The sequence below is a fragment of the Duganella sacchari genome (assembly GCF_900143065.1).
Taxonomy (GTDB): domain Bacteria; phylum Pseudomonadota; class Gammaproteobacteria; order Burkholderiales; family Burkholderiaceae_D; genus Rugamonas; species Rugamonas sacchari.
On sequence record NZ_FRCX01000019.1, the window covers coordinates 55636 to 76006 of the forward strand.

Sequence of the window (20371 nt, forward strand, 5' to 3'; positions counted from 1 at the left end):
CGCTCAAAGGACTTTACCGGGATTCATGATACCCAGCGGGTCCAGTGCGGCTTTGATGGCTCGCATCATGTTGAGTTCAACGGCGGATTTGTAGTGCGCCAGCTCTTCGCGCTTCAACGCGCCGATGCCGTGTTCGGCCGAGATCGAGCCGCCAAACGCCATCACGCTGTCGTACACCACGCGGTTCACCTTGTCCTGATTGGCGAGGAAGTCGTCGTTGGATATTCCGGGCGGCGGCGCGACGTTGTAGTGCAGGTTGCCGTCGCCCAGGTGGCCGAAGCACACCAGCTGGCACCCGGGGAAGGCCGCATCCAGCAGCGGGCCGGTGGCGGCAATGAAGTCGGCAATCAGCGATACGGGCAGCGAAATATCGTGCTTGATATTCTTCCCGGCTTTGGCCTGCGCCAGCGGGATGTGCTCGCGCAGCTGCCACAGCCCGGCCGATTGCCCGACCGATGACGCCACCACTGCGTCGTGGATAACGCCGCCATCCAGCGCCGCGCCGATGGCATGCTCCAGCAAGCCAACCGCATGCTGCTCCGATTCGCTGCTCGACAACTCCAGCAGCACATATTGCGGGTGCGCTTCGGCGAAAGGCCGGGGCAGCGCCGGGAACTGCTGCGCCACCAGATCGAGGCAGTAGCGCGACATGAGCTCAAAGCCCGTGAGGCTGGCGCCGCAGTGGTCCTGCATCAGTACCAGCAGGCGCAGGGCATCGACAGGCGAGGGCAGCGCGGCCAGCGCCGTGATGCTGGCTTTGGGCTGGGGATACAACTTGAGCACCGCGCCGGTGATGATGCCCAGCGTGCCTTCGGCGCCGATGAACAGGTCACGCAAGTCGTAGCCGGTATTGTCCTTGCGCAGGCCGCGCAAGCCGCTCCAGATCTCGCCTTGCGGCGTCACCACTTCCAGGCCAAGACACAGCTCCCGCGTATTCCCGTAGCGCAGAACGGCGGTGCCGCCCGCGTTGGTGGCCAGGTTGCCGCCGATGGTACAACTGCCTTCCGCCGCCAGTGACAACGGGAACAGACAGCCCTCGGCGGCGGCGGCCTGCTGGAGGTGCTCAAGGATGCAACCCGCATCCACGGTCATGGTGCGGTTGACTGCATCGACCTTGCGAATCCGGTTCAGCCGCGCCAGCGACAGCAGCACCTGGCGGCCGCTGGCGTCCGGTATGCTGCCCAGTACCAGGCCGGTGTTGCCGCCTTGCGGCACGATGCCGATGCGGTGTTCGGCGCACACGCGCACCAGCGCGGCGACCTGTTCCACCGTGCCAGGGCGTAGCACGGCCAGGGCCTTGCCGGTAAAGCGACCGCGCTGCTCGGTGAGGAAGGCGGCCATATCGGCCGGCGCGTCAACCACATAGGCCTCGCCGGCAATGGCGCGGCATTGCGCGAGAAAGTCCATCATTTAACCGTGTTGACCTTGACCTTGTCGAGCAGTTCCTTGGCCAGCTTTTTCGCCGCGCGCTTGTAGGGGCGCAGGTACAGCACGGCGCAGACAAAGTAGACGCACACCACCAGCGCTTCGCCCCAGCCCAGCCACGCCGACAGATTGCCCTTGTCGCTCCAGCCGCGCACCACGCCTTCGGTGAAGTACAGCAGTATCATCATCGAGGTCCACTGCAGCGTGTAGATATCGCGCTTGAACACGCCGTACAAGGGCAGCAGCAGCGGCAAGGCTTTCAGCACCAGCCATGAGCCGCCCGGTTTCAGTGGCGCCAGCACCATCTCCCACAATACACACCAGATAATCAACACAACCAGGCTGCCGATGGCGCCCCAGTGAAAATATTTCTGCATTGTGGTTTCCATGGTGCTTATCCGTTCAGTTTGACCGCTGTTTCCGCCAGCCGCTTGCCCAACGCGATGGCGAGGCGTTTTTCATCGTCGGTGATCACTTTTTTGCCGTCGAGGCCAGACCAGTGGCTGGCGCCATACGGCGTGCCGCCGCTGGCGGTGGTCATCAGTTCCGGCTGCGTGTAGGGCAGGCCGAGCACCATCAGGCCGTGATGGAACAGCGGTATCATCATCGACAGCAGCGTCGATTCCTGGCCGCCATGCAGGCTGCCGGTCGAGGTGAACACGCAGGCCGGCTTGCCTGCCAGGGCGCCGGACAGCCATTGGCTGACGGTGCCGTCCCAGAAATACTTCATGGCCGAGGCCATATTGCCGAACCGCGTGGGCGAACCAACGGCGATGCCGGCGCATTCGGTCAGGTCATCCAGTTCCACATACGGTGCACCATCGGCCGGCACTTCCGGCTCGGTGGCCTCGGCCACGGTGGACACGGCAGGCACCGTGCGCAGGCGCGCATCGCAGCCCGGCACGCTTTCAATCCCCTGGGCGATCAGCTCTGCCAGCTTGCGGGTTGCGCCGTGGCGGGAGTAAAACAAAACAAGAATGGTCAGGTTGGAAGAGTTCATCGCCGCTATTATAGGGCGCTTTAGCGAGTGGCATCATTGCCGTTGTTGTAATACGATACCGCCCATGTACGAAAAATATCTCCAATGGTTCTTCCAATATGTCTATCGCAGCTGCAAAAACAGCTGGGAGACGGCGCGTTCCCTGTCCTGGCCTGAAATCCGTGACCTGATCCTGTTTGCCCGGCGCCGGCTGCGCGAAGAGAGTTTGCCGCAGGTGGCGGGCAGCCTGACCTTCACCACGGTGTTTGCGCTGGTGCCCCTGCTGACGATTGCGCTGGCGATCTTCACCACCTTCCCGCTGTTCAAAACGCTGCAAACCTCGCTGGAAGCGTACTTTGTGCAAAGCGTGATGCCAAAGTCGATTTCCAGCACCATCCTGAATTACCTGACCATGTTCGCCTCCAAGGCCACGCGGCTGTCGGCGGTGGGCGCGGTGGCGCTGATCTTCACCTCGATTACGATGATGAATCTGATCGAGCGCGTCTTCAACCGCATCTGGCGCGTGCGCGACGAGCGCGCGTGGACCAAGCGCATTCTGGTCTACTGGGCGCTGCTGACACTGGGGCCATTGCTGATCGGCGTATCGATCACGCTGTCGTCGCAGGTGTTCATGGCCACCAGCGACCTGGTGGGCCATGTGCCGATAGTGGGGGCGGTGATTTACACCGTGCTGTCGCTGGCGCTGACGACGGCATTCTTCACCATGCTGTACGTGATGGTGCCCAACCGCGATGTGGACTGGTACGACGCGGCCTGGGGCGGCCTGGTCGCAGGCCTGGCGTTTGAACTGGCCAAGCGCGGCTTCGCCATTTTCATCACGCAGTTCCCGACCTACTCGAAGATTTACGGCGCGCTGGCGGCCGTGCCGCTGTTCCTGTTGTGGGTGTACGTGTCGTGGATGATTACGCTGTTCGGCGCCTTGCTGGCGGCCGCGCTGCCGGTGGTGAAGTACGAACGCTGGTGGCATGAGGCGCAGCCGGGCGGCGAGTTTGTCGATGCCATGGCCATCCTCAAGGTGCTGCACGTGGCGTGCAAATGCGGCGATACGGCCCTGGTCAGCGCGGGCCAGATCCGCGCCCGCACACGGCTGGGCTTTGATGAGATGGACAATCTGCTGGAACGCATGATGGCGGAAGGCTGGGTGGGCCGCGTGCCCGTGGCCGCGCCGCCGCGGGTGCAGTGGGGCAAACGCGTCAGCGAAGGGGCGGACAACTGGGTGATCCTGGCCAACCTGGAGAAGCTTACGTTGGCCGAAGTCTACCGCCTGTTTGTGTTCTCCGGCATGCCGGTCAACGCCGGCGTGATCGCGGACGGCGACGATGAACGCGACCGCCAGGCCGCGCGCGAAGCGGCCCAGCTGGCGCGCGAGGTGGAGTCCGCCGTGGAAGCCGGCCTGGGTAAAACCCTGGCCGACCATTTCGGTCCTATCGACTGCCGATAAAGCTGAGCAGGGCGTCGCTGAGCGCGTCCGGCTGCTCCGTCATCATGGCGTGGCCGGCCTCCAGCGTGACGCTCTGCGCGTGGGCAATGGCTTCCGCCAGGCCGCGTGCGGCCTTGGGCGGCGTCATCACGTCACTGGCGCCGCACACCAGCAGAGCAGGGCAGCGCACGCTGGCGGCGGCGGTCAGGCCCTGGTCGTAGGCATTGCAGGCGGCAAGGTCGGTATGCAGCAACTGGTCGGGATTTTGCCGCGCCACACGCTGCATCAGCAGCTTGAGGTCGTGGATGGCCGGATGGCCCTGCACATGCGACCACTTGGCCACCATGCCGATTGCGCGCGGCTCATCGGTGCGCGCGGTTTCCAGCAGCGTGTCCGCGACTGTCATCGGATAGGCTGTGCCGACCAGGCCCAGGTGGGTCACGCGCTGCGGCGCTTTGGCGGCGGCTTCCAGCGCGATCAGCGAGCCCATGCTGTGGCCGATCAGCGCGGCATGGTGGATGTGGGCCGCCTCCAGCATCGCCAGCAGCCAGTCGGCCATGGCGGCCACGCTGGTCAGCGCGGGGCCGGGCGTGTGGCCGTGGCCGGGCAAGTCTGGCGCCAGCACATGGTAGTCGTGGTCGGTGAAGTGGCGGCTTTGCGCCGCCCACACGGTATGGTCATTCAGCGCGCCATGGATGAAAACCACAGTAGGCTTCTGCATAAGGCTCCTTTCGACAACAATGTTATGTTTTGCTTATCCGTAGCACTGGCTTTTTTGCCGGGCATAGGCTACATTCGTTACAAGGTTAGAACAATTAGAACTCCCATTCACAGAGCATATATCAGCGGACAGGACGGCCCCAAATGAAAGTCTCCGAAATTCTTCAAGTTAAAGGCTCCATCCTTTACACCATCTCCCCCGATCAACCTCTGGCTGACGCGGCCAACACCATGGCCGAGAAGGATATCGGTTCGCTGGTGGTGATGGAGTTTGGCGATCTGGTCGGCATGCTGACCTTCCGCGAAGTCCTGCGTGCGCTGCACGACAACCAGGGCAACGTCGGCGGCGGCACGGTGCGCAAGCATATGGATGATCATCCGATTACCGTGACTCCCGATACCGAAGTCAACGAGGTGCGCCGCATCATGCTGGAAAAGCATGCGCGCTATCTGCCGGTCATGAATGCCAAGACGATTCTGGGCGTGATCTCGTTCTACGACGTCGCGCGCGCCGTGCTGGAAGCGCAGAGCTTTGAGAACCGCATGCTCAAGGCCTATATCCGCGACTGGCCGGCCGAGGCCGAACAAGCCGCCGACTAAGCCGATATCAAAAAAAGCCACGTGGCAGTGCGGCGTTCCTGGACGCCGCCTGCGCACGTGGCTTTTTTTATGCGGCGCCTTCGAGGGCGTCGTTGCTGAGCCAGCCGTTGAGGGCGGTGGCGGTCATCGGGCGGGCGAACAGGAAGCCCTGGGCCAGCGGGCAGCCCAGCGATTGCAGGATCTGCGCCTGGCGCTCGTCTTCCACACCTTCGGCAATCACGGCCAGGCCAAGGTTGCGGCCCAGCTGAATCACCATTTCCGCAATGCTGCTGCCGCGTGCCGAGCCGGTGATCTCCGTGACGAAGGCGCGGTCGATCTTCAGGCGGTCGATCTGCAGGCGCTGCAGGTAGGACAGCGAGGAAAAGCCGGTGCCAAAGTCGTCAATCGCGATGCTGACGCCGGTCTGCTTGATCTGGCCCAGCATTTTGATGAGCAGGTCCGGCTCTTCCATGGCCATCGATTCGGTGATTTCCAGTTCGATGTGTTCCGGCGGCGCGCCGGTGTCGTCCAGCGCTTTCCTGAGCATGTCGAGGAAGTGCGGATGGCGGAACTGCACCTGCGACACGTTAATCGACATCATGAAATCGCGGTGGCCGGCCTTGCGCAGGTCGACCAGCTCGCGGCAGGCGGTCCGCATCACCCATTCGCCCAGATCGATAATCAGGCCCGAATACTCGGCAATCGGAATGAAGCGGTCAGGCGAGATGAACTTGCCGTCCGGCGTCTGCCAGCGCAGCAGGGCCTCGGCGCCCACCGGGCGGCGCGTCACCAGGTCGATCTGCGGCTGGTACACCACAAACAGCTGGTTCTGGCCAAACGCGGTGCGCAGCGCGTGCATCATCCGCACGCGTTCGCGGATCTCGACGCCCATCGAGCGCGAGAAGTAGAAGTGGCCGGCGCGCTGCTGCGACTTGGCGCGTTTCAGCGCGATGTCGGCGTCCTTGAGCGCATCGGCGCCGGTGCCCTCGTGTTCGCCCAGGCGCACCAGGCCCAGCGTAGCGGACAGCTGCACGTCCTGGCCATCAATGCTGAACGGACGCTGGAACAGGCCCAGGATGTTGCCCGGATTGACTTGCGAGGAGTCGCCCAGCACGCAGAAAATGTCGCCGCCGATGCGGGCCACGGTCAGCTGCCCGCCCAGTTCGGTCTGAAGGCGGCCGGCAACGGCAATCAGCAGCATGTCGCCAAACTGGTGGCCGAGCGCGTCGTTGGTTTCGGCAAAGTGGTCGAGATCGACCAGCGACAGCGTGGCGTCGTCGCGCGCCGGGCCGGCCAGAGCGGCGTCCAGGATTTCAACCAGGCGCGTGCGGTTGGGCAGCTTCGACAGCTGGTCGTAAAATGCCGCGTTGTGTAAATGCGTCACCAGCTCGACGTTGTCGAGGCCGACAGCGACATTGCTGCAGAAAACTTCCAGCAAGCGCTCGTCAATTTCAGTGAGGCCGCGCTTGATCTCCAGGAACGCCACGAAGTCGCGGCTGGCCTTGCCGGCGAAGTACAGCGTGATGTAGTCGGGGCCGTAGACATTGCGGCGTTGCGCCAGCGCCAGCTCCAGTGCTTCGTGGATACGCTGGTCTTCGCGCACGGTCAGCGTGATGTTGTCCAGATGGCGGAAGGTGCCGGCCGTGGCCATCACCATCAGCTCATGGCATCCGTCTTCCGGGCACTCCTGCACACATAGCACGCCATTGGCTTCCATGCACAGCAGGTCGCCCACCTGCGCCAGCACGCCGCCAGCGAAGTTCTGCACGCCGTGCAGCGTCATGAGCTGGGTGCTGGCCTGGACGATCTGGTTCAGGCCGCGGCGGCTGTCGTTGATCTTGCGGATTTGTTCGTAAGAGCGGATCGCTGCAGTCACCGTGGTGAACAGCTTGATGCGAGTGAGTTCCGACTTGGTCTTGTAGTCGTTGATGTCGAAATCGCGGATAGCGTCGATTTCTGGCGCGTAGCCGGGCTGGCCGGTGCGCAGGATGATGCGGACGTCCTGCAGCTTCAGCGTTTCGCGGATGTAGCGCACCAAATGCAGACCGGCGTCGTCCTGTTCCATGACGACGTCCAGCAGAATGACGGCGATTTCCGGCTCATGCTTGAGCATTTCGCGCGCCTGTCCGGCCGAATACGCATGGACGAATTCCAGCGGGCGATGCTGCATGTCGAGATTACCCAGCGCAAAGGTGGTGGTCGAGTGGACGTCTTCGTCGTCGTCGATAATCATGACCCGCCAGACATTGCGGACACCCGCCGTAACGGGGGCCGGATGCTCTTCTAAGAATACCAAATCGTCTTGATCATCCTTGGATTGCTCAAGGGGTGTGACCGGTGGGGGCATGTGTAGCTTCTCCAGGATTACTCGGTGCTCTTGCGTTCAAGTATATAGCGAATTGTCAAAAAGAATGCAGTTTTCCATGGCTTTCAGCGGAAGCTTGTGCGCCGATGTGCAAGTTACACCATACTTGTATCAAAAGAATGAAATTTTACCAAGCGAAACTTGCATTGTGGAAATTATTTCACAGACAGGGCGCCACAGTGCGCGGACTGGTAGAATAAGGAACTTTCCACTTTTTCCCGAAGATTCTTTTCCTATGTCCGGTAATACTTTTGGCAAATTGTTCTCCGTTACTACCTTTGGTGAGTCGCACGGTCCCGCGATTGGTTGTGTGATCGATGGCTGCCCACCCGGATTACCGTTGTCGGAAGCTGACATTCAGCCGGAACTGGATCGCCGCAAACCTGGCACGTCGCGCCATGTGACGCAGCGCCAGGAATCGGATACGGTGGAGATTCTGTCCGGCGTGTACGAGGGCGTGACCACCGGCACGCCGATCGCGCTGCTGATCCGCAATGAAGACCAGCGCAGCAAGGATTACGGCAATATCGCCGACAGCTTCCGTCCTGGCCACGCAGACTACACCTACTGGCATAAATACGGCGTTCGCGATCCGCGCGGCGGCGGCCGTTCGTCGGCACGCCTGACGGCGCCGGTGGTGGGCGCAGCGGCGATTGCCAAGAAGTGGTTGTACCAGCAGTACGGCACCGTGTTCAAAGGCTGCATGAGCCAGCTGGGCGAAATCGACGTGCCGTTCCAGGACTGGAAACACGTGCCGGACAACCCGTTCTTTGCCGCCACCGGCGACAGCGCCGTGATCGAACGCATGGAAGCCTATATGGACGACCTGCGCAAGGCCGGCGATTCGATCGGCGCGCGCATCGACGTGGTAGCGCAGAATATCCCGGTCGGCCTGGGCCAGCCGATTTACGACAAGCTGGATGCCGACATCGCGTACGCCATGATGGGGATTAACGCCGTCAAGGGCGTGGAAATCGGCGCCGGTTTCAAGTCGGTTGCGCAGAAGGGCACCGAGCACGGTGATCCGCTGACGCCACAAGGCTTCGTGGGCAACAATGCCGGCGGCGTGCTGGGTGGCCTGTCGACGGGGCAGGACATCACGGTGTCAATCGCGATCAAGCCGACGTCCTCGATCCGCACGCCGCGTCCGTCGATCGACAAGGCGGGCAACCCGGTGATGGTGGAGACCTTCGGCCGCCACGATCCCTGCGTGGGCATCCGCGCGACACCGATTGCGGAAGCCATGCTGGCACTGGTGCTCATCGACCATGCGCTGATGCACCGCGCCCAGTGCGGGGACGTCAAGGTGGCCACACCCAACATCGAGCTGTAAGCGGTGCCCGCGCAAGCGCTGAGTTTCGCTTTATTCCTCTTCTGCTACTACGCACACGCTGGCACCTGGAGCACCTACGCGACGCTGTTCTTTGCCGATAAAGGCATGACGGTCGCGCAGATCGGCGTGCTGATGTCGATGATCCAGGTGCTGCGCATCGTCGGCCCCAACGTCTGGGGCTATGTCGCCGATCATTACGACCGCCGGGTGCTGGTGCTGCGCCTGGCCGGCTTTGCCGCTCTGGTCGGCTTCTCGGGCTTCTTCATCGGCAGCACCTTTGGCCACTTCATGCTGGCCATGGTGATACTCAATTTGTTTACGAGCGGCCAGGCGCCGATCTGCGAGGCGCTGATGCTGTCCGAGATGAAGGGCGATCTTACCTACTATGGCCGCATCCGCATGTGGGGCTCGATCGGCTTTATCGTCTCGGTGACGCTGGCTTCTATCGCGCTGGAGCACTATGGCATCGTTACGCTGCCGTGGGTGGCGGTGGCGCTGCTGGTGGCGACCATCCTTGCCGCGTTCCGCCTGCGCGACGTGCCGCGCCGCACGCACAAGACGCCGCCACCGCCGTTGCTGTCGCTGCTGCGCCGGCGCGAGGTGATCGCCTTCTTCGCGTCAACTGCGCTGATGGTGTCGGCGCATACCTCGCTGTATACCTTCTACTCGCTGTACCTGGAGCGCAATGGCTATAGCAAGACGGTAATTGGCGCCATGTGGTCGCTTGGGGTGCTGGCGGAGGTGCTGCTGTTCTACTTCCAGGCGCCGCTGTTCAGGCGTTGGGGCGCGCAGCGCATGATGTATCTGACGCTGGCTGTCGGGGTGCTGCGTTTCCTGATGATTGGTCTGGGCTCGCACATCTTGTGGCTGCTGGTGTTGGCGCAACTGATGCACGCCGCCACCTTCGCGCTGCATCACTCGTCCTCCGTGATGTCGCTGCAGCGCTGGTTCTCGGGGCCATTGCAGGCGCGCGGGCAGGCGCTGTACATGAGCATCTCCTACGGCATCGGTGGATCGCTGGGCGGCCTGTTCCTGGCGCAGTGGTGGGAGCGGGCGGGCGCCGAGTCGGTGTACTACGTGGCGTCGGTGCTGGTGGTGTTCTCCGCGCTGGCTGCCATGCTGTCCTTCCGCTGGCAGCAGCGCGACCGGTATTAACGCACCACAGGTTCCGGCGTGATGCCGTGGCGGCGTTCGACCGCACGCACGACCATGGCGCGCATGTCGTTCAGCAGCGAGAACTCGGTCTGGCTCAGCGAGATCGGCGGGAAGGAATCGTCCCAGTCGCCATACAGGAAGCCGGCCGGCTGGCCATTGGCGGACAGTGGCAGGATCACGAAGCTGCGCGCTTCCGATAACGATGATTTCCACCACAGCGGCAGCTTGGCGGCGAACTTGGCGTCACGCGCGTTTTCAATGAAGATTACGCGGTCGCTGTTCAGGGCGGCGTGGAACACATTGGGTTCGTAGGCGTCGTCGAAGGTCATCCCGGCCAGCAGTTCGCGCGTGCCTTCGCCAAAGCTGATCTTGGCCGAATAGGTGTTGTCCTTGCGGTTGCGGACGAAGGCCACGGCGCGCGAGAAGTCCAGACCCTTGTACACTGTTTCCAGCGCGATCTGCACCATCTGGCCAGGACTGGCGGTATCCAGCACGTCGCGCATGTCGGACAGGCCGCTGAGCAGGATCTTGTTGCCGGCGGCGCGCTGGCGCGTCTTGGCCAGCGCCTTGGCGCGGCGTTCGGCAGGGCGCGACAGCGGAGCGATGGTGAGGTCGTTGGCGGCGATGACTTTGGCCTGCTCGATGGCGTGAATCAGATTGGGCGCTTCCACGCCCAGCATGCCGGCATAGCTTTCGGTCAGCTGTTTGACTTTCTCGGCGCCCACTGCATCGTCATGCCACAGCGATTCCGCACACATGGCGGACATGGTGGACAGGCCGGCGATCCAGTCGGCGGCCGAAATTTCCGCTTGCGGTTCCGGCGGCGGCATCACTGTACGCATGCCGTTCACCAGCGACGCGGGCAGGCCCCAGTGCAGCGCGGCCGCATGGCCCACTTCCTCCAGGCTCAGGCCGAGGAATTCCGGCGCAGCGTCTTCCACCGAGCGGCCGTCCTGGTCGGCCAGGCGTTGCAGCTCATGCCAGCGGTCCGGCATGTAGAAGGTCAGCATCATGCGGCCCAGCGTGTGCAGCATGGAGCACACCACGGCTTCTTCGCCGTGACGGCTTTCGGCGGTGTAGGCGATCTGCTGCGCCACGATCCCGGCCAGCACCGCTTTTTCCATCTCGATGTGGGCGACCGTGGTGTCGGTGGAGCTGGCGGCCAGTTCTTCAATCAGCTTCAGGCCCAGTGCCAGATGGCCGATGGCTTCCGTGCCGAGCACCAGCACGGCTTTCGAGACGGTGTTGACGTGCTGGCCGAAAGCGGAATACATGCCGCTGTTGGCCAGCCGCAGGACCTTCTGCGTCAGCACCGGATCGGACAGCACCGTGCGTGTCATGTTGAATTCCTGTTCATCCTCGCCGCGCATGGCGCCGAGGATGGCGGTGATGGCTTTGGCGAAGCCTGGCATGTCGCCGCGCCGGCGCGTGCAGTCTCCCAGCTCGGTCAGCGTCTTGTTGCCAAGAGGCGTGCTGGCCTTGTAGCTGTTGATCATTGCGCCACCTGTCGCAATTCTGCCGGCACCAGTTTGGCGTGGATGCTTTCCTTGAGCGCTGCCAGCGCGACGTTGGCGGCCATTGGCTTGCCGGTCAGGTAGCCCTGGATGTACTGGCAGCCGCGTTCTTCCAGGTACTGCAGCTGTTCTTCGGTTTCCACGCCCTCTGCGACCACCGACAGGTCCAGGTGCTTGGCCAGATCCAGCACCGCATTGCAGATGGCGCCGTCCTTGGCCGAACCTGGCAGGTCGCGAATGAAGGTGCGGTCGATTTTAAGTACCGAAATCGGGAAGCGCTTGAGGTAGGCCAGCGAAGAGTAGCCGGTGCCGAAATCGTCGATGGCGATGCGGGCTTTGCGCTCGGCCATTTTGGACAGGATGGACTCGGCATGCACTGGATCGATCATCAGTGTGCCTTCTGTGATTTCTAAAACCAATTGCTCACCAAGTAGGCCGGAGAAGGCGATCGCATCATCCAGCACATCTAAAAATTTATCGTTGCGGAACTGTCGGGGGCTGATATTAACAGAGATGTACAAGCTGCGCTTGGCCACCTCTTCAAACTGCTTGAGCTGCACGCAGGCGGCTTTCAGGGCCCAGGCGCCGAGCAGATTAATCAGGCCGTTGGTCTCGGCAATCGGAATGAAGCGTGCTGGCGGCACCATGCCGAGGGTTGGATGCTTCCAGCGCATCAGCGTTTCAAAGCCCTGGATTTCACGTGTGTGGGCATCGACGATGGGCTGGTAGTACAGCAGGAATTCGCCTTCGCGCACGGCCTGGAACATCGCCGCTTCCAGCGAGATGTCGTGCTGCGGCGGACCGGCGAGGGCAGGGCTGTAGACCAGCGCGCGGGCCTTGCCGGTTTCCTTGGCGCGCGACATGGCGGCGTCTGCCAGCGCCAGCAGGCGGATCTCATCTTCGGCGTGCTGCGGATAGACCGAGACGCCCACCGAGGCGCCGATGTAGATGGTGTGGCCTTCGATTTCAAACGGCGACTGCAGCGTGGCGATCAGGCGGCCGGTGACCAGCTTGATCTGCGCTTCGGTAGCGGTACCCGGCAGGATCGCAACAAATTCGTCGCCGCCGACGCGGGCCAGCGTGTCGCTGTCGCGCAGGGTCTTGCGCAGGCGCTGGGCGGCCATGCGCAGCATGGCGTCGCCGATCGGATGGCCCAGGCCATCGTTGACTTTCTTGAAGCCGTCCAGGCCGATGTTGGCGACCGAGAAGCCCTGGCCGGAGCGGCGCGCGTTGGCGATCACCATGCGCATGCGGTCCGACAGCAGAAGGCGGTTTGGCAGTTCTGTCAAAGCGTCGTGCGTGGCCATGTGGCGCAGGCGTTCTTCGGTGGCGTGCTGCACGGTCATGTCGCGGCCGACCACCAGCAGTTCGGTGATGCCGTCGGCATTGTTGTAAGCGGAAATACGGAATTCGTGCCACGGCTCGATGTCCAGCGTTTTCAGGCGCGCTTCAAGCAGGCGGGTGGTGTGGGATTCGGCGACATCGATGAGCGCGCCAGCCAGCTGGGCCTGGTCGCCATCGGCCAGCAGCGTGGCCATCGCGCAGCCGAGCAGCGGCGTGGCACCGCCGATGCGTGCGATGGCACGCCGGCTGGCGAACAACAGCTGACCCTGCTGGTTCAAACGGAATACAACATCGCCAGCCTCTTCCATGAGGTTATCCAATTCATGACGGAGCTGGGGCAGAACACTGGTTGGCATCGCGAAGATCTATTCTTTCAAATTATGCGTGTAACTATTGGGCTGCTTGAATCTTGCAAAACCATAACGAAATGTATCACTGATGAGAGTCAAATTGCATGAAAAAAGACAACATTACAGCGACTTTTTGAGAAATCTCTTGAGATAGTTCGAAAAACCGCTTTTCAGAGTGAAAAACCACTCTTGCGGAGGGGCGAAGTAATGGCGGTTTGACAAAAATATCGGCTCTCGATGAGCAGTGCATTTTCAAAGTCCACCAACAGTCCTTCGACCATCGCGCACAGTGCCGCTTCCGCTGCGGGTGACGGCCCGCCCGCGCGTTCGCGCAGCATGGCGGGCGTGGTTTGCAGCAGCGGTCGTAGCGGTGCGCTGTCCAGGACACCGGAGGGCAAAGTCGCCTGTTTGGCGTCCCATGGCTGGACGGTGCGGATGCTGTGCTGGACATTGATCGCCAGCGTGGCGAGTTGTGTCTGACTGTCGGCCACCGCATGCAGCAGCCCCGCGCGCTGCGCCTGGTCCGCACTCAGTGTGGCGCCTTCCAGCAGCAGGGGCAGGGCGGCCTGCAGGCCGGCCAGCCGCACGGTGCGGGCGATGCCGCCGGCGACCGGCGTCAGTCCCTGTCCGGCTTGCGGCTGGCTGAAACGCGTTTGACGCAAGGCGATGCGGTGATGGCAGGCCAGCGCAAAGGCAAACGTGTGGCCGCTGATATCACCGCTGAGCACCGCGACCACCGCCACGTCCAGCGTTTCCAGCCGGCGTAGCAGCGCGTTGTAGGTGCCCAGCATCTGCATGCAGTCGCCGGCTTGCGCGGGCGTCAGCGCCATCAGATGCTCGCGCTCGTGGTGGTTGACACTGGCTTCGGCGTCAAAACTGATAATGATGGCGCCGAGCGGCGTGCGGCGCTGTTCCAGCCGGTCCAGCAACGCCGCCAGTTCGCGCTGGAACAGGCGGCTCAGTGGATTGATCGCGCGCGCGGCCAGCAGCACGTTGAGGGCGGCGCCGGTTTGATGCGTGGTGATCATGCGTGCTCCGCTCAAACCTGTTCGATGATGGTGGCGATGCCCATGCCGCCGCCCACGCACATAGTCACCATGCCGCGCCGCAGCCGGCGCGCTTCCAGTTCATCCAGCAAGGTCCCGAGCAGCATGCAGCCGGTGGCGCCAAGAGGATGACCGAGGGCGATGGCGCCGCCATTGACGTTGACCTTGTCTTCAGGGACGTCCAGTTCGCGCATGAAGCGCAAGACCACGGCAGCAAAGGCTTCGTTGATTTCAAACAGGTCGATGTCGTTGATCGACAGGCCGGCTTTCTGCAAGGCCTTGCGCGCGGCGGGCGCAGGCCCGGTCAGCATGATGGTGGGTTCGCTGCCGCTGAGCGCCGCCGCGATGATGCGCGCGCGCGGCTGCAGGCCGATGCGCGCACCCGCCGCCTGGCTGCCGATCAGCGCGAGCGCCGCGCCATCTACAATGCCGGAAGAATTGCCTGCCGTGTGTTGATGTTCAATGCGCTGTAATTGCGGATACTTGCGCAGGGCGGTGCTGTCGAAGCCCATGCGGCCCTGCGCTTCAAAGCAAGGCTTCAGGCTTTCCAGTATCGCCATGGTGGTACTGGGTTTGATGCATTCGTCTTGTGCCAGGATCATCACGCCGTTCTGGTCGCGCACCGGCACGATGGAGCGGAAGCGGCCGTCGGCGCGGGCGGCTGCGGCTTTCTGCTGCGAGCGCAGTGCAAACGCGTCCAGCTGTTCGCGGTGATAGCCGTCCAGCGTGGCGATCAGATCCGCGCCGATGCCTTGCGGGACGAAGTCGGTTTTTAAACTGGTTTCAGGGTCCAGCGACCAGGCGCCGCCATCGGAGCCCATCGGCACGCGCGACATCGACTCGATGCCGCCCGCCACCACCAGGTCTTCCCAGCCGGAACGCACTTTTTGCGCCGCCAGATTGACCGCTTCCAGCCCCGACGCGCAAAAGCGGTTGAGCTGCATGCCGGCGACTTTCCAGTCCCAGCCGGCGGCCAGTGCGGCGATCTTGGCGAGGTTGGCGCCTTGCTCGCCGACCGGCGTCACGCAGCCAAGCACCACATCGTCGACCAGCGCCGTGTCCAGCTGATGGCGGCTCTGCAGTTCGCTGAGCAGGCCGGTCAGCAGCGTGATGGGCTTGACGCTGTGCAGGCTGCCGTCCTTCTTTCCTCTGCCGCGTGGCGTGCGGATGGCCTCATAAATGTAAGCGTGGTTCATGTGCTTTTCGTCCCGGTTGTGCGCTCATCATATGGTTGCTTATGCAACAAAGCAACTGCTTGCTTCGCCCCGTGGATTGGGCTAGTCTGGGCATTGTTCAATAAAACCAATACCATCGTTTTGAACGGAGACAAGATGCAGGCTTTCGATACCCATGAGGTGCGCAATACTGTTGCGCCGTTTGAAAACGTCAACCTGTATGCGGCCGATCCGGCCTTGCAGGAAGCGCTGTTGCGCGAAGGCGCTGCCGATGCCGCCGCCTCGCTGCATGCGCTGGGCGCGGAGCTGGGACGCGCGGAGACACTGGACCTGGCGCGACTCGCCAATCTGTACCCGCCTACGCTGCATAATTTTGACCGGCAAGGCCAGCGCATTGACGAGGTGGAGTTCCATCCCTCCTGGCATGGCCTGATGGCGCTGCTGATCGGCCATGGTACGCATTCGTCGCCATGGCAGGGCGGCCCCGGTGCACAGGTGGCGCGCGCCGCGCGCTATCTGCTGTTCGGCCAACTGGAGAACGGTTCGCAGTGCCCGGTGACGATGACTTACGCGTCGGTACCGGCGTTGAAGCAGGCGCCACGCATCGCCGCCAGGTGGCTGCCCAAGATACTCTCCAATGACTACGATCCGCGCTTGCTGCCGATTGAGCAGAAGCGCGGCGCCATTATCGGCATGGGCATGACCGAGAAGCAGGGCGGTTCCGACGTGCGCGCCAACACTACGCGCGCTGAGCCTGTGCTGCCTTCGGAAGCGCGCGCGCTGTTTGGCGAGGAGGGCGAAGACGTGTTCCGCATCGTCGGCCACAAGTGGTTCTTTTCGGCGCCGCAAAGCGACGCGCACCTGATCCTGGCGCAGACCGATACGGAGGGCAGTGCGGGCCTGTCATGCTTTTTCCTGCCGCGCTATCTGCCCAACGGCGAGCGCAATGCGATCCGCGTACAGCGTCTCAAAGACAAGGTGGGCAACCGCTCCAATGCTTCGTCGGAAGTGGAATTCACTGGCGCCTACGGCTGGCTCATTGGCAAGCAGGGACGCGGCATTCCCACCATTCTGGAGATGGGGAGCCACACGCGGCTGGATTGCGTGCTGGGCAGCGCCGGCGCGATGCGTGCCGCGCTGACGCACGCGCTGCATCACGCGCGCCGCCGTGTGGCGTTTGGCCGCCCGCTGGCCGAACAGCCGTTGATGCAGAACGTGCTGGCCGACCTGGCGCTGGAATCGGAGGCCGCGACCGTGTTTGCGATGCGGCTGGCGCGCTGCTTCGACGAGATCAGCGATCCGCTCCAGGCCATGCTGGCGCGCGTGCTGACGCCGGCCGGCAAGTACTGGATCTGCAAGCGCGGCCCCGGCTTCGGCGCGGAAGCGATGGAAGTCATCGGCGGTAGCGGTTACGTGGAAGAGAGTCCGCTGGCGCGGCTGTACCGCGAATTGCCGGTCAACTCGATCTGGGAAGGTTCTGGCAACGTCATGTGCCTGGACCTGCTGCGCGCCCTGAGCAAGTCGCCGGAAGCACGCGAAGCGCTGGCCGCCGAACTGGCCCTGGCAGGCAACGGCGACACCTTCTTTGTCGCCTACCGCTCCACGCTGATGGCCGATCTGACGCAACAGCAGCCGGACGAATTCACCGCGCGCGTGCTGGCGGAGCGGGTGGTGCTGGCAGTACAGGCGGCGCTGCTGCTGCGCCATGCGCCGGGCTATGTGTCGGCGGCGTTCATGGCCTCGCGTCTCAAGCGCGAACCGGGCGGCGCCTACGGCCGCCTGCCGCCCGGCGTCGATTGTGCGGCGATTCTGGCGCGGGCACTGGTCGAATGACGGCCGCCGTTGTGATCGACAACCGGCGCGCCGACCTGGTGCGCGTGGCCGCACGCCTGTTCCGCGAACGTGGCTTTGACGGCACCACCACGCGTGACATCGCCGATGCCGTCGGCATGCGTTCGGGCAGCCCGTTTTATCATTTCAAGAGCAAGCAGGAGATCCTGGCGGCGGTGATGGAGGAGGGACTGGTGGCCGGGCTGCCGGCCGCCGAAGCGATTGCGGCGGGGACGCTGGCACCGCGCGCCAAGTTTCAGGCGCTGGTGCGCGCCCACCTGGAGATCGTGCTGGGCGAGGGCCATGACTTCATCCCGGTGCTGCTGTACGACTGGCGCCGTCTGACGCCTGAACTGCGCGAGCGCGTGCAAGTGCTGCGTGACCGCTACGACCAGCTGTGGCAGGACGTGGTCAATGAATTGTCCGCCGCCGGCCTGCTGAAAAGCGATAGCGCGGTGGCCCGGCTGCTGCTGATGGGCGCCGTTAATTACACGGTCTTGTGGTACAAACCGGGGCAGGGATCGGGCCTGGACCAGATCGCGGCCGAGGCGGTGGCCATGTTTTTAGGTCCGGAGGCCTAGTATAATGCGGCTTACAACTGCCTAGACAAGAGCACATCCAATGAAACAAGACCCGCGTTTTCCGAACCTGTTCATCACCGATCACCCGCTGATCCAGCACAAGCTGAGCCACATGCGCGCCAAGGACACGTCGACCCGTACCTTCCGCGATCTGCTCAAGGAAATCACGCTGCTGATGGGTTACGAAATCACCCGCGACCTGCCGCTGACCACCCGCACCGTCGAAACGCCGCTGATGACGATTGAAGCGCCGGTCATCGCCGGCCGCAAACTGGCCATCGTGCCTATCCTGCGCGCCGGTATCGGCATGAGCGACGGCTTGCTGGACCTGGTGCCATCGGCCCGCGTTGGCCACATCGGCGTGTTCCGCGACCCGGAAACCCACCAGCCGGTGGAATACCTGGTGCGTCTGCCGGATCTGGTCGAGCGTACCTTCATCCTGTGCGACCCGATGGTTGCCACCGGCAATTCGGCGGTGCACGCGGTGGACGTGCTGAAGAAGCGCGGCGTCAGCGATGACCAGATCATCTTCCTGGCGCTGGTCGCCGCACCGGAAGGCATCGAAGTGTTCCAGAAATCCCACCCGGGCGTAAAGATCTACTGCGCCTCGCTGGACTCGCACCTGAACGACCACGCTTACATCGTGCCTGGCCTGGGCGACGCTGGCGACCGTATCTTCGGCACCAAATAATCCCTATGGCCACGCCTGTCGATCCAGATTTCCGCGCCCGCCTGGCGGCACTGAACGAAAAATTCGCCGCCACCGTGCCGCTGACCATCGAAAAAATCCGCGCCGCGCTGGCGGACTGCGTGGCAGGCGGCGAGTCGCCGCCGGAAGCGGCATTGCACCAGCTGCACGAGCTGTTGCACGGCTGGGCCGGATCGGCGGCCACCTTTGGTTTCCCCACGCTGGGCGCGGAAGCGCGCCGGATTGAACAGATGGTGCGTGGCGTGCTGACCACCCACACCGGCTGGTCGCCGGTGCCGGCGGAGGTGGAAAAACTGCTGGCCTGGGCCGGCCGCGACCCCAAAGCCAGCCAGTACACTTGATCCACGATCAAGCGTGCGCTTGATGCAGCTCAAACCCGATACGATTAAGTCGTCTATAGTGACTTTTACGGCCCGACGCGAGGGTTTTCTACCAAAAAATGCGACGCTGTGCATTTATTTGCGTGAAAACGTGCTTTTCTCTCGTAAATGGGTATAATGCGGCATCGTTTAGATTCAAGAGTAGTACAGTTTGTCTTTCTTGCCTCAAAAACGATATCACGGGCGCAAGCCCAAATTAACTGAAATAGGAATTGTAATGGCAACTGGTATCGTAAAATGGTTCAATGACTCGAAGGGTTTCGGCTTTATCACCCCTGACGAAGGCGGCGAAGATCTGTTCGCTCACTTCTCGGCGATTCAGTCGGCTGGCTTCAAGTCGCTGCAAGAGAACCAACGCGTTTCTTTCGAAGTAACTGCTGGCCCTAAAGGCAAGCAAGCTTCGAACATTCAGCCGCTGTAATACGCTGGATCTAACGATCAAGAAATCCTCGGTACCCGAGGATTTTTTTTTATCTGTACGGTTTACTTTCCCGACTTGCGCCAGTAGTCCGGCTGCGCGTAGGTATGGCGCAGGAAGTCCACAAATGCCCGTATCCGCAGCGGCAGATGGCGGCGCTGGGCGAACACCGCATAGATGTCATTGCCCGGCGCTGAATAGCCGTCCAGCACGGTTTGCAGCTTGCCTGCCTCAATCGCACTGCCCACTTCCCACATCGACCGCCACGCCAGGCCCTTGCCGGCCAGCGCCCATTCGTGCAGCACCTGACCGTCGTTGCACGCCATATTGCCGTTGACCTTCAATACCACGTTCTTGCCGCCTTCACGGAAGGTCCAGCCGCGCTGGCTGCCTTCACTGCTGATGGCCAGGCAATTGTGTTTGCTGAGATCGGCCAGGGCTTTGGGTTCGCCATGGCGCTTGAGGTAGGCCGGCGCGCCGACCACCACGCGCTCGTTATCGGCCAGCTTGACGCTGACCAGGCTGGAATCCGACAGGCTGGCAATGCGGATCGCCACATCGATGCTTTCGCCCACGATATCGACCACGCGGTCACTCATGTTCAGCGTCACCGTCACATCGCGGTGTTCGGCCAGGAAGGACGGCAGCAGCGGCGCCACGTGCTGGCGGCCAAAACCGGCTGGCGCCGAGATCATGAGGTGGCCTGTGGCATTGGCGCTACGTTCGGTAACGGCGGATTCCGCTTCTTCCAGCTCCGCCAGGATGCGCTGGCAGTCTTCCAGGAACGCTGCGCCCTCATCGGTCAACGCCAGCTTGCGCGTGGTGCGTTGCAGCAGCTTGACCCCCAGGCGGGTCTCCAGCGCGTCCAGCCGGCGGCCTATCATGGCGGGCGCAATGCCTTCTGCGCGTGCGGCGGCGGAAAGGCTGCCTCTGGCAACCACTTCAACGAAAGTGGAAATCTGTCTGAATTGCCCCATACCAACCTGTCCCCGTCATTTTGTACAAAAACGCATAGATGAAATGATTT

General features: G+C 62.7%; 19 protein-coding genes. 9 read left to right on the forward strand and 10 right to left on the reverse strand.

The annotated features are described in order from the left end of the window. Positions 1-3 precede the first annotated feature (3 nt). From BUA36_RS27965 to wrbA, 3 genes are read right to left on the reverse strand one after another with little or no spacing between them, the layout of a single operon-like run. Positions 4-1410: an FAD-binding oxidoreductase gene (locus tag BUA36_RS27965; RefSeq protein WP_072790124.1), complete on the reverse strand. Its 1407-nt coding sequence runs from the start codon at positions 1408-1410 to the stop codon at positions 4-6. Beyond that, positions 1407-1814 carry a DUF2069 domain-containing protein gene (locus BUA36_RS27970; RefSeq protein ID WP_072790127.1) on the reverse strand — a complete coding sequence of 136 codons (408 nt, stop codon included), beginning with the start codon at positions 1812-1814 and terminating at the stop codon, positions 1407-1409. Before BUA36_RS27970 ends, BUA36_RS27965 begins: the two co-directional genes overlap by 4 nt. A 5-nt stretch (positions 1815-1819) precedes the next feature. Beyond that, positions 1820-2425 (reverse strand): NAD(P)H:quinone oxidoreductase, encoded by a 606-nt coding sequence (gene wrbA / locus BUA36_RS27975; RefSeq protein ID WP_072790130.1) that lies wholly within the window; start codon positions 2423-2425, stop codon positions 1820-1822. Between the two features lie 64 nt (positions 2426-2489). Here wrbA and BUA36_RS27980 point away from each other — a divergent pair, with 64 nt between their 5' ends. Continuing rightward, complete coding sequence (locus BUA36_RS27980) at positions 2490-3866, forward strand: YihY family inner membrane protein (protein WP_072790132.1); 1377 nt, start codon at positions 2490-2492, stop codon at positions 3864-3866. Here the strand turns inward: BUA36_RS27980 and BUA36_RS27985 are convergent. After that, on the reverse strand, positions 3850-4566 hold the full coding sequence (locus tag BUA36_RS27985; RefSeq protein ID WP_084560388.1) for an alpha/beta fold hydrolase: 717 nt from the start codon (positions 4564-4566) through the stop codon (positions 3850-3852). The two genes, BUA36_RS27980 and BUA36_RS27985, sit on opposite strands and share 17 nt — an antisense overlap. Positions 4567-4709: 143 nt before the next feature. Here BUA36_RS27985 and BUA36_RS27990 point away from each other — a divergent pair, with 143 nt between their 5' ends. Further along, positions 4710-5165 (forward strand): CBS domain-containing protein, encoded by a 456-nt coding sequence (locus tag BUA36_RS27990; protein ID WP_072790138.1) that lies wholly within the window; start codon positions 4710-4712, stop codon positions 5163-5165. Positions 5166-5232: 67 nt separating this feature from the next. On the opposite strand, the gene BUA36_RS27995 is transcribed toward BUA36_RS27990, so the two are convergent. Beyond that, on the reverse strand, positions 5233-7491 hold the full coding sequence (locus BUA36_RS27995; protein ID WP_072790141.1) for a GGDEF/EAL domain-containing response regulator: 2259 nt from the start codon (positions 7489-7491) through the stop codon (positions 5233-5235). A 253-nt stretch (positions 7492-7744) separates the two neighbouring features. Here BUA36_RS27995 and aroC point away from each other — a divergent pair, with 253 nt between their 5' ends. Both aroC and BUA36_RS28005 read left to right on the forward strand, forming a co-directional pair. Continuing rightward, complete coding sequence (gene aroC / locus BUA36_RS28000) at positions 7745-8842, forward strand: chorismate synthase (protein WP_072790145.1); 1098 nt, start codon at positions 7745-7747, stop codon at positions 8840-8842. Between the two features lie 3 nt (positions 8843-8845). After that, complete coding sequence (locus BUA36_RS28005) at positions 8846-9997, forward strand: MFS transporter (RefSeq protein ID WP_072790148.1); 1152 nt, start codon at positions 8846-8848, stop codon at positions 9995-9997. On the opposite strand, the gene BUA36_RS28010 is transcribed toward BUA36_RS28005, so the two are convergent. From BUA36_RS28010 to BUA36_RS28025, 4 genes are all read right to left on the reverse strand, one after another. Further along, positions 9994-11493, reverse strand: coding sequence for an HDOD domain-containing protein (locus BUA36_RS28010; protein WP_072790151.1), 1500 nt, complete (start codon positions 11491-11493; stop codon positions 9994-9996). The genes BUA36_RS28005 and BUA36_RS28010 overlap by 4 nt on opposite strands. Then, positions 11490-13163: a putative bifunctional diguanylate cyclase/phosphodiesterase gene (locus BUA36_RS28015; protein ID WP_072790155.1), complete on the reverse strand. Its 1674-nt coding sequence runs from the start codon at positions 13161-13163 to the stop codon at positions 11490-11492. Before BUA36_RS28015 ends, BUA36_RS28010 begins: the two co-directional genes overlap by 4 nt. A gap of 212 nt (positions 13164-13375) precedes the next feature. Then, positions 13376-14233, reverse strand: coding sequence for an enoyl-CoA hydratase/isomerase family protein (locus BUA36_RS28020; protein WP_072790158.1), 858 nt, complete (start codon positions 14231-14233; stop codon positions 13376-13378). An 11-nt stretch (positions 14234-14244) separates the two neighbouring features. Further along, positions 14245-15447, reverse strand: a complete 1203-nt coding sequence (locus tag BUA36_RS28025; protein WP_072790161.1) for an acetyl-CoA C-acetyltransferase — start codon at positions 15445-15447, stop codon at positions 14245-14247. A gap of 135 nt (positions 15448-15582) precedes the next feature. Between BUA36_RS28025 and BUA36_RS28030 the strand changes: the two genes are divergently transcribed. From BUA36_RS28030 to BUA36_RS28050, 5 genes are all read left to right on the forward strand, one after another. Continuing rightward, positions 15583-17259, forward strand: a complete 1677-nt coding sequence (locus BUA36_RS28030) for an isovaleryl-CoA dehydrogenase (RefSeq protein WP_072790218.1) — start codon at positions 15583-15585, stop codon at positions 17257-17259. Then, positions 17256-17837 (forward strand): TetR/AcrR family transcriptional regulator, encoded by a 582-nt coding sequence (locus tag BUA36_RS28035; protein ID WP_072790164.1) that lies wholly within the window; start codon positions 17256-17258, stop codon positions 17835-17837. The genes BUA36_RS28030 and BUA36_RS28035 overlap by 4 nt, the downstream gene beginning before the upstream one ends. Positions 17838-17877: 40 nt before the next feature. Next, positions 17878-18528, forward strand: a complete 651-nt coding sequence (gene upp, locus BUA36_RS28040) for a uracil phosphoribosyltransferase (RefSeq protein ID WP_072790167.1) — start codon at positions 17878-17880, stop codon at positions 18526-18528. A gap of 5 nt (positions 18529-18533) precedes the next feature. Further along, entirely contained in the window at positions 18534-18887 is a 354-nt protein-coding gene (locus BUA36_RS28045; RefSeq protein WP_072790170.1) for an Hpt domain-containing protein, read from the forward strand. 256 nt (positions 18888-19143) lie between these two features. Continuing rightward, complete coding sequence (locus BUA36_RS28050; protein ID WP_008448165.1) at positions 19144-19347, forward strand: cold-shock protein; 204 nt, start codon at positions 19144-19146, stop codon at positions 19345-19347. A gap of 62 nt (positions 19348-19409) precedes the next feature. On the opposite strand, the gene BUA36_RS28055 is transcribed toward BUA36_RS28050, so the two are convergent. Next, positions 19410-20321, reverse strand: a complete 912-nt coding sequence (locus tag BUA36_RS28055) for a LysR family transcriptional regulator (protein ID WP_072790173.1) — start codon at positions 20319-20321, stop codon at positions 19410-19412. Positions 20322-20371: the final 50 nt, after the last annotated feature.

What these genes read in the sequence shown, in the direction of transcription:
- BUA36_RS27965 (WP_072790124.1), bottom strand. Translation starts at nt 1,410, where the DNA reads ATGATGGACTTTCTCGCGCAATGCCGCGCCATTGCCGGCGAGGCCTAT.
- BUA36_RS27970 (WP_072790127.1), bottom strand. Translation starts at nt 1,814, where the DNA reads ATGGAAACCACAATGCAGAAATATTTTCACTGGGGCGCCATCGGCAGC.
- wrbA (WP_072790130.1), bottom strand. Translation starts at nt 2,425, where the DNA reads ATGAACTCTTCCAACCTGACCATTCTTGTTTTGTTTTACTCCCGCCAC.
- BUA36_RS27980 (WP_072790132.1), top strand. Translation starts at nt 2,490, where the DNA reads ATGTACGAAAAATATCTCCAATGGTTCTTCCAATATGTCTATCGCAGC.
- BUA36_RS27985 (WP_084560388.1), bottom strand. Translation starts at nt 4,566, where the DNA reads ATGCAGAAGCCTACTGTGGTTTTCATCCATGGCGCGCTGAATGACCAT.
- BUA36_RS27990 (WP_072790138.1), top strand. Translation starts at nt 4,710, where the DNA reads ATGAAAGTCTCCGAAATTCTTCAAGTTAAAGGCTCCATCCTTTACACC.
- BUA36_RS27995 (WP_072790141.1), bottom strand. Translation starts at nt 7,491, where the DNA reads ATGCCCCCACCGGTCACACCCCTTGAGCAATCCAAGGATGATCAAGAC.
- aroC (WP_072790145.1), top strand. Translation starts at nt 7,745, where the DNA reads ATGTCCGGTAATACTTTTGGCAAATTGTTCTCCGTTACTACCTTTGGT.
- BUA36_RS28010 (WP_072790151.1), bottom strand. Translation starts at nt 11,493, where the DNA reads ATGATCAACAGCTACAAGGCCAGCACGCCTCTTGGCAACAAGACGCTG.
- BUA36_RS28015 (WP_072790155.1), bottom strand. Translation starts at nt 13,163, where the DNA reads ATGGAAGAGGCTGGCGATGTTGTATTCCGTTTGAACCAGCAGGGTCAG.
- BUA36_RS28020 (WP_072790158.1), bottom strand. Translation starts at nt 14,233, where the DNA reads ATGATCACCACGCATCAAACCGGCGCCGCCCTCAACGTGCTGCTGGCC.
- BUA36_RS28025 (WP_072790161.1), bottom strand. Translation starts at nt 15,447, where the DNA reads ATGAACCACGCTTACATTTATGAGGCCATCCGCACGCCACGCGGCAGA.
- BUA36_RS28030 (WP_072790218.1), top strand. Translation starts at nt 15,583, where the DNA reads ATGCAGGCTTTCGATACCCATGAGGTGCGCAATACTGTTGCGCCGTTT.
- BUA36_RS28035 (WP_072790164.1), top strand. Translation starts at nt 17,256, where the DNA reads ATGACGGCCGCCGTTGTGATCGACAACCGGCGCGCCGACCTGGTGCGC.
- upp (WP_072790167.1), top strand. Translation starts at nt 17,878, where the DNA reads ATGAAACAAGACCCGCGTTTTCCGAACCTGTTCATCACCGATCACCCG.
- BUA36_RS28045 (WP_072790170.1), top strand. Translation starts at nt 18,534, where the DNA reads ATGGCCACGCCTGTCGATCCAGATTTCCGCGCCCGCCTGGCGGCACTG.
- BUA36_RS28050 (WP_008448165.1), top strand. Translation starts at nt 19,144, where the DNA reads ATGGCAACTGGTATCGTAAAATGGTTCAATGACTCGAAGGGTTTCGGC.
- BUA36_RS28055 (WP_072790173.1), bottom strand. Translation starts at nt 20,321, where the DNA reads ATGGGGCAATTCAGACAGATTTCCACTTTCGTTGAAGTGGTTGCCAGA.